Here is a 12273-nt window from a genome sequence, read left to right on the forward strand (position 1 = left end):
CATGCATGCTTTCGCCGGCACGGCCAAAGTCCGCCTGAGGTTCTTCCCGCTCCTTTTTTTGACGTTCCTTCTTCTCCCCGGGGTCTCCCGGGGAGAAACCACCGGCCTTTCCGGTTTCGACCTGCGCCTCTTCCGTCCGCCGGCCGACGGGAGCGGCCACTTGAACCTGCACGGTTCCCGGTCGTTGGGCCGGTGGAAATTCTCCCTGGGATCGATCTCCGATACGTCGCAAGGGGTGCTGAAGGTCACGAACCCCCTGACGGCGGATTCCGTCAAGGTCGTCGACCAATATTTCACGAATCTTTTCGTCGGATCGGTCGGTCTCACCGATTTCTTTCAGGTGGGGCTGAGCCTTCCCACCGTTTATTTCGAGCAGGGGGAACATTTCGAAACCGGCGAGCCCTTCACGACCGCGGCCCTCGGGGACATCGGCCTCGAGACAAAGCTCGCGCTCCTCAAGGATTCCGGCCTCCGGCCGGGGATCGCCCTCGTCTCCATCACCACCTTTCCCACCGGCAGCACGGAGAGGTTCACCGGGTCCTCGAACGTCACCGAGGAGGCAAAACTGGTGGTCGACAAGAAGATCGGTCCCGTCACCCTGATCCTCAACGGGGGCTACCGGGTGATTCCAAGGACCCAAGTGGCCGATCTTGAGATCGACGACATGGCGACCTACGGCGCCGGATTCTCCTGGTCCCTTCCCTTCGGCTCCATGGATCTGATCGCGGAGGCGGACGGCGCCCTGGTCCTCGGCAATCCGCGGGAGAGGACCTCCCCTCTCGAATGGTTGGCCGGTCTGCGGCAAAGGGTTTTCGAGGGATTGAGCATCGAGTTCGCCGGCGGCAGCGGGGTCGGATCCGGCGTGGGCGGAGGCGATTTCCGGATCGTCGCCGGCCTGACCTTCCGGAACATCCCCCAGGAGAAGAAGTCGGAGGAAACCCTCCTTTCGGAAACGATCTCCTTCCAAAAAGGCCGATCCAAAGTCGACCGCAAATCCGAGACTACCCTCGACCGCGTCGTGGATCTCCTGAAGGGCGATAAGAAAAACCAGGTCGAGCTGACGGGAGATCCGGAACTGACGGGGATCGTCATGGATGACCTCATGGCCCGGGGCGTCTCCCGTGGGCGCATGTCCGCGAACCCGCCGGAACCTTCCGAGACCAAGACGCGAACGGTCGCAGTTCGCGTGGTCAAATAATCCCGCTTCCCGCGGGACAGCGCTCGCTACGGCGAGTAAAGGAAGCTAGATGCGCGTGATCGCCGGAATTGCCAAAGGCAGGGCCCTGGCCGGACCCAAGTCGCATACCATCCGCCCCGCCCTGGACAAGGTGAAGGGCGCGATCTTCAACATCCTCTATGACGTCTCGGGCCTGACCGTCCTGGATGTCTTCGCCGGCACGGGTTCGATCGGCATCGAGGCCCTCTCGCGCGGGGCGAGGCACTGCGTGTTCCTGGACGCCGCGCCCGAGGCCTTGGGCGTGATCAAGAAAAATCTGGACCTCTGCGTGTTCAATGACCGGGCGACGATCCTGAGGACGAAACTTCCGGAAGACCTGCGGACGGTGGCCAAGCGGAGCCGCATCGCGTCCTTCGACCTCATCTTCGTCGACCCGCCCTACGACAAGGATCTCGTGAATCCTTCCCTCCGGAGAATCGCGGAGTTGGGCCTCTTGGCCGAGGGCGGCAAGGTCATCGTCGAACACTCGCCTCGGGAGACGATCGGGGAGATCACCGGGATGACGGTGAGGGATCGAAGGGAATACGGGCAGACGATCGTGTCTTTTTTAGTAGACACTTCTGCAGACATCTTTCCTAAACTATGATGACAAATCCTCCACTTCGTGAGAGATAAAGTCGATTTTCCCCAATAAAATCCACTGGCATGCCCCTTGCTTTATACCCTCGCAAGGAGGTTCGTATGAAAAAACTTGTTCTGTTGGTGATCGTCGTCATGGGGGGAGCGCTGCTCCTCCCCTCTCTGGGTCGAACCCAGGAATACCGCCGAGTGCACCGTCAGGAGCACCGGACGGCGAGATTCGTAACCGTCGGCGGAACCCAGGGCTCGGCGGTCTGCACCCCCGCGTGCGGTCAGGGCGAGATCTGCAAGTGGGGCGACAACGGCCAGACTTTCTGCGGCAAGCCCGATATCGTCATCAATTGTCCGGACAACGATCCCTTGTGCGGCATCGAAGACTCCGACACCCCGGACAGGGCTGACGTCCTCGTCGGGGCGGCCCCCAGTGAGACGGCGCTCTGCACCCCTGCCTGTCCTCAGGGCCAGATCTGCAAGTGGGGCGACAACGGCGAGACCTTCTGCGGCAAGCCGGACATCGTCATCAATTGCCCCAATAATGATCCCTTGTGCGGGATCGACGATTAATCGCGGAGCATAGGGAACCAAGAAAGCCCCCTCTCATTAGTGTATGGGGAGGGGGCTTTCTTATTTTGGCTTCAACTCTGCGATACGAGGAAACGATTTTTCGAATCTTTCAGGGTGACGGAAGCCTCTGCGGGCCCAAGGTTCCACGGTTTCAGGGTTCGGCGGTATCTTCATGCTCCGCGCGTATTTCCCGGAGGGAACATAAACGAGCAGGGCCGAAGGGATGATCGAATCCTCGACGATCTCTTCCTCCCCCGTCTTGATGTGAGTGACCTGGACGGGGACGGGCCCCACGATATCCCAAAAGGGATCGACGAGAGGGTCTGCTTCATTGTCGACCCGAAGGGTCACCACGCGAATCTCGGATTGAGCCTCGTTAAATTCTCTTATGGCCCTCTGATACTCCGGCGTCTCCACGATCTTGCAGGGTTCGCACCAACTGGCATGAAAGAGCGCCATGATCCCCTGAACGCCGGGCGAACCCGTGAGTCGATAGAGCTCCGCCACCGTCCGATCCGAAGGAAGGTCGGGTCGAAGTTCGGACGGACCGGGAGACGGGGCCGCGTTTTCGAACTCATCCGTCGGCGGGGTCGGGTCCGCCTTGCCGCAGGAAGCCGTCGCGATCGAAAGACCGCCGAGAAAAGCCGTGCGTATCGTCGAAGCATACAAGCGATGGAGGGTCATATCGCTCTCCTCAACCCCATTATCGGCGGCGGAACCATTTGTCGCGCGCAGAAATGGGCCAGACGGAAATAAGTGCCCATTTTACTGGACGGCCAAAAATCCCTTGCCCGCCGTGGAACAGGCATCCTAGACATCTTGACATGCCCATCACCGCCGTCTGTCCGGGGTCCTTCGACCCTCCCACTGAAGGCCACTTGAACATCATCGAGCGGGGTCTCAAGCTCTTCGACAAGGTCGTCGTCGCCGTGGCGGTGAATTCCCAGAAAAAATCGATCTTCAGCACCGCCGAACGGATCGAACTGTTGAAGGAGCTCACCAAGGGTCTGAAGGGCGTCGAGGTCGATTCCTTTGAGGACAAACTCCTGGTCGATTACGCCCGGGCGAAGAAGGCCCAGGTGATCTTTAGAGGGCTCCGAACGATCCAAGACTACGAGTACGAGTTCCAGATGGCGCTGGCGAACAAGCAGATCGCGCCGGAGATCGAGACCGTCTTCATGATGACGGAGGCCCAGTTCTCGCACATCAGCTCGAGCCTCTCGAAGGAGATCATCCACCTGGGCGGTCCGGGCAAGGGGATGGTCGCTCCGGTCGTTGAAAAAAAGTTGAAGGAAAAATTCAAAAAGATGTAGGGGCGGGGTCACCCCGCCCGTACACGGGAATGCTATGTCGCGTCTTACCCAAAGAGTCCAACGCATCAAACCCAGCCCCACCCTGGCGATCGACAGCAAGGCCAAGAAGATGATCGCCGAGGGCATCGACGTCGTCAGCTTCGGCGCCGGAGAGCCGGACTTCGACACGCCGGACCACGTCAAGCTCGCCGCCATCAAGGCGATCGACGCGGGCAAGACCAAGTACACGCCGGTCGCCGGCATCATCGAGCTCAAGGACGCCGTCGTCGCCAAACTCAAGCGCGACAACAACCTCCATTACACGCGGGAGGACGTGATCGTTTCGGCGGGCGGCAAGCACGTCCTCTACAACATCGCCCAGGCGCTTTTCGAGGCCGGCGACGAGGTCATCATTCCGGCGCCCTATTGGGTCAGCTATCCCGACCAGGTCCTCTTGAACGACGCCAAGCCGGTCGTCGTCCAAACGGAAGAGAAAGACGGATTTTGCCTGCGTCCCGAAGTCTTGGAAAAGGCGATCACGCCCAAGACCAAGGCGTTCATCCTGAACAGCCCGTCCAACCCGACGGGCGGGGCCTATCCGAGGAAGAATCTCGAGGCGATCGCCGAGATCCTGGTCAAAAAGAACGTCTTCTGCGTCTCGGACGAGATCTACGAAAAGATCGTCTACGACGGATTCGAGTTCACGAGCATCGCAAGCCTGAACGACCGGATCAAGGAGATCACGCTGACGGTCAACGGCGCCTCCAAGGTGTACTCGATGACCGGCTGGCGGATGGGTTACGCCGTCGGCCCGCGCGACATCATCGACGCGATGGCGAAGATCCAGGGGCAGGTCACGTCCAACATCACGTCGATCACGCAATGGGCCTGCGTCGAGGCCCTCAACGGCTCGCACGAGTTTTTGAAGACGTGGGTCGCGGAATTCAAGAAGCGACGCGACGTCATCGTCAAGAGGTTCAACGCAATCCCGGGGGTCACCTGCTTCAACCCCCAGGGGGCCTTTTACGTCTTTCCGAACGTCTCGGCCTACTTCGGTAGGAAATACGGCGGAAAGGTCATTCAAGGATCGGACGACTTGGCGGCCTACCTCTTGGAGAAGGCCCTGGTCGCCGTGGTCCCCGGTTCCGGCTTCGGTGCCGACGGGTTCATCCGCCTCTCCTACGCGACCTCGATGGCCAAGATCGAAAAAGGCCTGGAACGGATCGAAAAGGCCTTGGCCGCCCTCACAACTTAATCCCTCCCGTCCTCCGATAACCTTGTGCTATCCTAGTTTTTTCAAGTGCGGGGGGAACGCCGGTGAAATTCTGGCTTTGGCTTATCTTCTTGGGCGCCGGTGCCGCCGCCACCTATCTCATCGTCCATAATCCCGATTCAAAATCCAAGCGCCCTTCGGTTGAGGCAAAATCTGAAATTAATGAGCAAGATCAAGAGAATGCAGATTCATTGCCGCCGCCGGGCGGCCCTTCCACCGAGGTGATTCTCCCGATGGACTCCGGCACCCTGCCCGGCCGCAAAGGCCCGCCGCCGGACGGCGCCCCATCGGAAAAGGAAGAGGAATATGTCCTCCAGGAGGCCCCCGGGGACCGCGACCGGGAGGACGACGAATTGGACCGTTTAGAGAGGGACATCGCCCTGGGGAACCTCCCCGAGCCCCGGCCGCTCCGGAGGATGCCTCGCCGCCCTTTCAATACCGAGGCGCCAACCGGCGCGGCCCCGTCGGGGTCTCCCGCGGCGTTCGCCTCCGCTCCGGCACCCGTACCACCGGCCGGTCCCGTCGCGTCCCAGACCGGCGCCGCCGGACCCGGAGTGACCTCCTCCTCCGGAAGTTTCGGTACCTTTCCGGCCCTACCGGCGACGGCGGTGTCTCCGTCTTCTTCCAGTTCCGCATCCTCGGGGCGGACCGTCACTTCACCCGCCCCCAAGACGCCGGCCACCGGTAGGACCGAAAAGCAGGTGGCCTCGCTACCGCCCGCCCCCCCCTCTTCTTCCAAGGACGTCAAGGGCGACGCCGTACCGCGCGAAGGAACCATCGTTTCTCCCCCGGACGAACTCATCAAGCCCGCCGGGAACACCACTCCGGAAGCGCAAAAAATCATCGTAGGCGACGAGGGCGAATCCGCTTGGAGGGAGGCCATGCAAATCCCAGCCGGTTTCGCGGGGCTCTCGCTCGTCCCCAAGTCGGTCGCAGCCGTGCCGCCCCCCGCCTCCGACCTTGCCGCCGTGAGCGAGACCCAACCCGCGGTGACGCCCATCCTGGGCGCGACCTTCAACTCGGGTTTCGACCCATCCGAACAACCGGTTCTCGAAATCCTCAAGGACTGCGGAGACCCGGCTCAGAACCCGAACTGCGACCCGCACCGTCTCCCCCCGGGGGCGCCGTTCCTGAACGATTACTTCTATGACAACAAGGCCCATCAGGGAGATCTGAATCCCGACACGAAGGACGCGATGGAGATCGGCATCGTCGTGATCGGCACGGACAAGGATGCATCGGGCAAGGAAATCCCGCAGGCGGAGGCGGCCTTTCACATCTTGCCCGGATTCGCGCCGGGCAAGTACCAAGTCTCTCTCGCGGGAAAGACGGTGAAACTCGTTGGTTCGTTTGAAGTCGTCGCCGCCGCTCCGGCGCTGGAAACCGCCGCCATGTTCCGCGGCGCCGCCCCCGAAACAAAGCCCGCCGCGAAATCCGTCCCGGTTCCCAAGTAGCCTGACGCGATCTTCTTGCTTTTTGAGCCCGGATCTCCTAGCTCCGACCTTCACGAAAGGGGTCGCACATGGCCATCTCCGCCAACAAAAGGGCTCACCTTCAGAAACTCTCCACACCGAAAGGAGTCATCGCCGCCGCGGCGATGGACCAGCGCGGATCGCTCAAAAAGTCGATCGCCAAGGAAAAGAACGTCGATCCTTCGCAGATCACACAGGCGATGATGGAGGAGTTCAAGACCGCGGTGACCAAGGTGCTCACGCCGCACGCGAGCGCGATCCTCCTCGACCCCGAGTTCGGTCTGCCCGCCGCCAAGGCCCGTGCGAAGGGCTGCGGGCTCCTCCTCGCCTACGAATCGACGGGCTACGACCAGACGACGCCCGGCCGCATTCCCCTCTTGATCCCCACGTGGACGGTTTCGAAGTCCGTCGCGGAGGGGGCGAACGCGATCAAGATCCTCCTTTACTACACGCCTTTCGAGGACGCGAAGGTGAACGCCGTCAAGCATGCCTGGGTGGAGCGGATCGGGGCCGAATGCGCGCATCATGACATCCCCTTTTTCCTCGAGTTCGTAGGCTATCCGACGGGCAATGAGGACGAGAAGGGGATCGAATTCGCCAAGAAAAAGCCGGAGATCGTCCGATTGAGCATGGAAGAGTACTCCAAGCCCCGGTACAACGTCGACGTCCTCAAGGTGGAGGTCCCGGTCAACATGAAGTTCGTGAAGGGGGCCCGTTCCAACAAGGGAGGCGAGGCGGCCTACGACCGCGGGCAGGCGATGGACCTCTTCCGCTCGGCCGCCGCGGCGACGAAGAAGCCCTTCATCTATCTCTCCGCGGGCGTCTCGGATGATGAATTCCGCGAGAGCCTGGAACTCGCCGCCGAGGCGGGGGTCGCGTACAACGGCGTCCTCTGCGGGCGAGCGACGTGGAAGGAAGGCATCCCCGTCTACGCGAAGTCCGGCGTGAAGGCGCTGGAGGACTGGCTCAGCGACCGGGGCGTGCAGAACATCCAGGCATTGAACAAGGTCATCGAACAGGGCGCGCGACCTTGGCATCTATGAAAACCTGCCGGTAAACGAACCACCCCACGAAGAAGCCCGCAACGACGTCCGCGATGTAATGCTGTTTCACCAGGACGACGGACACGGCGACGAGCGCGGCGAGCGGATGCAAGAGCCACCCCATCCCCTTCTTGAACCTTTCCATGAAGAACGAGACCAGGACGACGTTGGAGACGTGCAGGGACGGAAAGCAGTTATACGGCAGGTCCATCCAGTAGTAGAAATCCACGAGCAGATAGGCCCAGCCCCGATCCGCGTCCACCACGGGGCGCAAGCGGTATTCCACGGGAAAGACGAGAAAGATCACGAAGTGGAGCGTCACACAGACAAAAACCGAAAGGACGATCTTTTTGAAAAAGGCCAGGTCGTCGACCATGAGATAGGCGATGGCGAAAAAGACGAATTCCAGCAAATAGGCGAAGATCAGGGCGGGCAGCAACGGGATGGAACTTTCGAACGGGAGATCGAGACGGTAGAATTCCCCGCGGCGTCCCGTGAATTCGTTCAACAGGAAATAGCCGACCATGTAGTAAACGAGAATGCCGAAGAAGAGCGCGTTCTTCGTCAGGCGGTCGCGAAGGGTCATCCGGATTGTTTTTCAGAGAAGACGTCCGCTGTAAAGATTTCAATCGTCGCCCCGCGCTTCCAGGCGTCGAGGGGGAGGCCCGCCTTGCGGCAGGTGGCCGCGAGAAAGGTCTCCGCATCCCACCCCTCGCGCTCGGCGACCTGCGGCAGGAGAAGGCCCCGGCGGCGTCCGTCGGAAATGATGAGTCCGTGCCGGCCGACCCGGATTTCCCCGACGTCCGTCACCGTCCGGAAAGAGGACAGGGCCGAAATTTCGAGCGTCAGCCGCTGAACTTCGTCCGTGGTCACGGGGGGAAATCGCGGATCCTGGGTCGCCGCCGCGATCGCCATATCCTGGACGACGCGTGCGATCGGCCGGTCCGCAGTCAAGTGACCGATGCATCCCCGCAGTTCCCCGTCCCTCTCGAGAGTGACGAAGGCCCCGCCGACCTCAAGCAAGCCCGGATTCACGGGCTCGGCAGGCAAGAAGCGGCGCTCCTTCACATAGGTCTCGAGGGCCAACCGGGCCAGGCGGAGAAGCTCCGCTTTTTCTTGTTCCGTCAGCATCAAGCTGCTGATAGATTAATCTGATGTTGAAAGAAAAGACAGTGGTCTTAGGGGTGACGGGCGGCATCGCCGCCTACAAGGCCTGCGAGTTGACGAGGCGTTTGGTCGAGAGCGGAGCGGAGGTCCATGTCATCCTGACCAAGGGGGCCCAACAGTTCGTGACGCCCTTGACCTTCCAGGCCTTGAGCGGGCATCCGGTGCACACCGACCTCTTCAGCCTCACCCAGGAACAGGAAATCGGCCACATCGCCCTCGCGGACAAGGCGGACCTCGTTTTCGTCGCCCCCGCGACGGCGGACGTGCTCGCCAAGGTGGCGCATGGCCTCTGCGACGACCTGCTCACGACCGTGATCTGCGCGACGCGCGCCCCCGTTCTCCTCGCCCCCGCGATGAACGTCCACATGTGGGAGAACCCGATCACCCGGGAGAACGTCGCCAATCTCAAGCGGCACGGCGTTCTCTTCGTCGAGCCCGATGCCGGCTTCCTGGCCTGCGGATACACGGGCAAGGGACGCCTCCCCGACGCCGACGTCCTCATCGCCGAGGCCGAAAAGGCTTTGAAGGTCCGAAAACTCCGCGCCAAATGAAATTCGAAAATCTGCGTGTCTTGGTCACGGCCGGTCCCACGCGGGAGTTCTTCGACCCGGTCCGGTTTCTCTCCAATCCATCTTCCGGAAAGATGGGCTACGCCCTGGCCGAGGAGGCGCGTCTTCGCGGAGCGACCGTGACGCTCGTGACCGGTCCGGTTTCGATTGCCCCGCCGCCGGTCAAGGTCGTCGCCGTGACTTCGGCGGAGGAGATGTACCGAGCCGTCCTCAAGGAAGCACGTCGCGCCGCCCTGATCCTCATGTGCGCCGCCGTCTCGGACTACCGGCCCGCCTCCTTCTCCAAGAAGAAGCTCAAGAAGACCGGCAAGCCCCTCTCCCTCACGCTCGTCCGCACGAAGGACATTCTGGCGGAGCTCGGGCGGCGGAAAAAACCGGGGCAGATCCTCGTCGGCTTCGCCGCCGAAACGCACCGCGTGGAGGCCTACGCCCGGAATAAACTGCGCGAAAAGAATCTGGACGCGATCGTCGCCAACCGCGTGGGACGACCGGGCGCCGGGTTCGAGGGCGAGCGAAACGAGGCCCTTCTCCTCTCCGCCGCGGGCGGGGCCCTTCACCTCAAGAGCATGTCCAAGAAGGCGATGGCGAGGAAAATCCTGGGTTTCTTGGCGTATTCATTTGGTGACAAGAAATCGCCATCTGGTGAAGATTAATCGGTTTTTTCGTTGTCAGCCCAAAACAGATCTGGCAATAATCGCCACGCAACCACGAAAAAATCATTCACTCAGAGGGGGAATCTCCATGACAACCACAAGGTTTTTCGGAGGACTGGGTCTCGCAGCCCTTCTTTCTTTCGCCTATTCGCCGCTGGCGGAAGCCGCCACCATCACGGTCACGACAACCGCCGACACGCTGTCCGACGACTCCGACTGCACGCTCCGCGAGGCGATCATCTCGGCCAACACCGACTCGAACGCCGGCGAGGACGCCTGCGCCGCGGGTTTCGGGACCGATACGATCGTCCTCCCCTCCGGCACGATCACCATCGCGATTCCGGACACGGGCGTTCCCGACGCCACCGACGGCGATTTTGACGTCGTCGTCGACGATCTTGAGATTGTGGGCCTGGGCGCCGGAACTTCCATCATCGATGGAGGCGGCATTGACCGAATCTTCGATGTCGGACCGGACGGAAGCAATCCGGCGATCCGCATCTCCGGCGTCACGCTCCAGAACGGCTCGGCGACGGGCGGGGGCCCCGGAGGCGCCATTTACATGCAGGGCACGGGGGTCTTGAACCTGGCCGATTGCGCGATTTCAAACAATACGTCCGCCGCTTCATCCGGTGGCGCCATCTTCAGCGCGTCGACCGGCTCCGTTCAGATCACGGATTGCGTCTTCGATACGGACACGGCCGCCGGATCCGGAGGCGCCCTCTTCATCGCCCACGGCTCCCCGTCCAATCTGACGCTGGTTCGAAGCCAATTCACCAACAACACGGCCGGCGGATCCGGAGGCGGACTTTTCTTGGCCAACGCCCGCGGTATTGTGACCGCGACCGACTGCCATCTGGATGACAACACGGCCGCCGGATCCGGAGGCGCCCTCTTTATCGCCAACGGAGGCCCGTCCGCCCTTACCCTGTCAGGGTGCAGCGCCGACCGTAACACGGCTGGCGGTTCCGGAGGTGGTCTCTTCTTCGCCACCGGCAACGACAGTACCGTGGCGATCACGAACAGCACGCTGGACGACAACAACGTCGGAGGATCCGGGGGAGCCCTTTTCGCCGCCTTAGGCGACAACAGCCCCTTGACGATGTCGGGGACCAGCGTCGACCGCAACACGGCCGCCGGATCCGGGGCCGGCGTCTTCTACGCCGCCGGAAACACGAGCGACACGACGCTGACCGACAGCACCTTTGACGACAACAACGCCGGCTCATCGGGGGCGGGCCTTTTCCTCAGTGTCACGAGCGGTTCCTTGACGATGTCCGGCGGGAGCGCCAGCCGCGACACCGTCACCGGAGGGTCCGGAGGCGGCATCTTCTACTCCACCGGCGGCGGCGACATCTCGATGACGAACGTCACGCTCGACGACGACAACGCCGGCGGACCCGGCGGCGGCCTCTTCGCCTCCACAGGCAGCGGCGATCTGACGATGTCGGGGGGAAGCGCCAGCCGCAATACGGCTACCGCCGCGCCCGGTGGCGGCATCTTCTACTCTTCCGGCGGCGGCGACGCCTCGCTGACCAACGTCACGCTCGACGACGACAACGCCGGCGGACCCGGCGGCGGCCTTTTCGCCTCCATGGCGAGCGGAGACATGACCCTTTCGGGAGGAAGTTTCAGCCGCAACACGTCCTCCGGACCCGGCGGCGGCGTCTTCTACAGCGCCGGCAGCGGGGTTGCCTCGGTGACGGGGACATTCATTGACGACAATACGGTCACAGCGGCAAGCGGCGGCCCCGGAGGAGGCCTTTTCTGCACCAGCGGCGGGACGGGGACGCTCACCGTCACCCGAACCAGCATCAGCCGCAACACCGCGGATTCCGCGGGAGGAGGAATCTATCTCGCCTCCGGGGGCGAGATGTCAGTCTTCGAGTCCTCCATCTCCGATAACGTGGTCCGCGCGGGAACCGGAGCACCCGGAGGGGGGATCTTCAATGGTCTGACCGCCCTGACGATGGTCGAAAGCGTCGTCAGCGGCAATGCGTCGGATCTGGATGGAGGAGGGATCTATAATCCCGGCGCTCCGGCTGAGATCGTCAACGCGACGGTCAGCGGCAATACGGCGATCGTCAACGGGGGAGGCGTCTACGCCCCCAACGGCGGCGGCCTCTTCAACGCCACGATCTTCGGGAATTCGGCCGCCGCAGGCGGGGGTATCTTCAATCCCGCAGGCACCCTGACGACCAAAAACTCGATCATCGCCGACAACACGGGCGGTGACTGCATCGCCCCCCTCACCTCCTTCGGCTACAACCTGGACAGCGACAGCACCTGCGGCCTGACCGGCGCCGGAGACCAGCCCGGCGTCAACCCCGACCTCGGCGCCCTGGCCGACAACGGAGGCCCGACTCAAACCCACGAGCCCAACACCGGCAGCCCCGCCATCGACGCCGGCAATCCCGCCGGGTG

The 12273-nt window shown here is 62.4% G+C and carries 13 protein-coding genes; 10 read left to right on the top strand and 3 right to left on the bottom strand.

Annotated elements, in window-relative coordinates:
- Position 1: 1 nt before the first annotated feature.
- The 3 genes from VLJ37_01770 (at position 2) to VLJ37_01780 (ending at position 2380) form a co-directional block, all read left to right on the top strand.
- The gene (locus tag VLJ37_01770) at positions 2-1198 is read left to right on the top strand and encodes a hypothetical protein (protein HSA58397.1); all 1197 of its coding nucleotides are present in this window, start codon (positions 2-4) and stop codon (positions 1196-1198) included.
- A 49-nt stretch (positions 1199-1247) separates the two neighbouring features.
- Positions 1248-1823, top strand: coding sequence for a 16S rRNA (guanine(966)-N(2))-methyltransferase RsmD (gene rsmD / locus VLJ37_01775; GenBank protein HSA58398.1), 576 nt, complete (start codon positions 1248-1250; stop codon positions 1821-1823).
- Between the two features lie 95 nt (positions 1824-1918).
- Complete coding sequence (locus tag VLJ37_01780; protein ID HSA58399.1) at positions 1919-2380, top strand: hypothetical protein; 462 nt, start codon at positions 1919-1921, stop codon at positions 2378-2380.
- A 60-nt stretch (positions 2381-2440) separates the two neighbouring features.
- On the opposite strand, the gene VLJ37_01785 is transcribed toward VLJ37_01780, so the two are convergent.
- Positions 2441-3064 carry a hypothetical protein gene (locus VLJ37_01785; GenBank protein HSA58400.1) on the bottom strand — a complete coding sequence of 208 codons (624 nt, stop codon included), beginning with the start codon at positions 3062-3064 and terminating at the stop codon, positions 2441-2443.
- 140 nt (positions 3065-3204) lie between these two features.
- Between VLJ37_01785 and coaD the strand changes: the two genes are divergently transcribed.
- From coaD to VLJ37_01805, 4 genes are all read left to right on the top strand, one after another.
- Positions 3205-3693, top strand: coding sequence for a pantetheine-phosphate adenylyltransferase (gene coaD, locus VLJ37_01790; GenBank protein ID HSA58401.1), 489 nt, complete (start codon positions 3205-3207; stop codon positions 3691-3693).
- A 34-nt stretch (positions 3694-3727) separates the two neighbouring features.
- A complete protein-coding gene (locus tag VLJ37_01795; protein HSA58402.1) occupies positions 3728-4927 on the top strand; it encodes a pyridoxal phosphate-dependent aminotransferase in 1200 nt (399 codons plus the stop codon).
- Between the two features lie 251 nt (positions 4928-5178).
- Positions 5179-6399: a hypothetical protein gene (locus VLJ37_01800; GenBank protein HSA58403.1), complete on the top strand. Its 1221-nt coding sequence runs from the start codon at positions 5179-5181 to the stop codon at positions 6397-6399.
- Between the two features lie 68 nt (positions 6400-6467).
- Complete coding sequence (locus VLJ37_01805; protein HSA58404.1) at positions 6468-7460, top strand: tagatose 1,6-diphosphate aldolase; 993 nt, start codon at positions 6468-6470, stop codon at positions 7458-7460.
- Here the strand turns inward: VLJ37_01805 and VLJ37_01810 are convergent.
- Both VLJ37_01810 and amrA read right to left on the bottom strand, forming a co-directional pair.
- Complete coding sequence (locus VLJ37_01810) at positions 7426-8046, bottom strand: phosphatase PAP2 family protein (GenBank protein HSA58405.1); 621 nt, start codon at positions 8044-8046, stop codon at positions 7426-7428. The two genes, VLJ37_01805 and VLJ37_01810, sit on opposite strands and share 35 nt — an antisense overlap.
- A complete protein-coding gene (gene amrA / locus VLJ37_01815) occupies positions 8043-8591 on the bottom strand; it encodes an AmmeMemoRadiSam system protein A (protein ID HSA58406.1) in 549 nt (182 codons plus the stop codon). Before amrA ends, VLJ37_01810 begins: the two co-directional genes overlap by 4 nt.
- 26 nt (positions 8592-8617) lie before the next feature.
- On the opposite strand from amrA, the gene coaBC (VLJ37_01820) reads away from it, so the two are divergent.
- The 3 genes from coaBC (VLJ37_01820) to VLJ37_01830 form a co-directional block, all read left to right on the top strand.
- A complete protein-coding gene (coaBC, locus tag VLJ37_01820; protein HSA58407.1) occupies positions 8618-9178 on the top strand; it encodes a bifunctional phosphopantothenoylcysteine decarboxylase/phosphopantothenate--cysteine ligase CoaBC in 561 nt (186 codons plus the stop codon).
- On the top strand, positions 9175-9849 hold the full coding sequence (gene coaBC / locus VLJ37_01825) for a bifunctional phosphopantothenoylcysteine decarboxylase/phosphopantothenate--cysteine ligase CoaBC (GenBank protein ID HSA58408.1): 675 nt from the start codon (positions 9175-9177) through the stop codon (positions 9847-9849). The genes coaBC (VLJ37_01820) and coaBC (VLJ37_01825) overlap by 4 nt, the downstream gene beginning before the upstream one ends.
- An 88-nt stretch (positions 9850-9937) precedes the next feature.
- Positions 9938-12273 (top strand): choice-of-anchor Q domain-containing protein (locus VLJ37_01830; protein ID HSA58409.1); only part of this gene is annotated, 2336 nt, incomplete at its 3' end.

This window comes from bacterium (assembly GCA_035454885.1).
Lineage (GTDB): Bacteria > UBA10199 > UBA10199 > JACPAL01.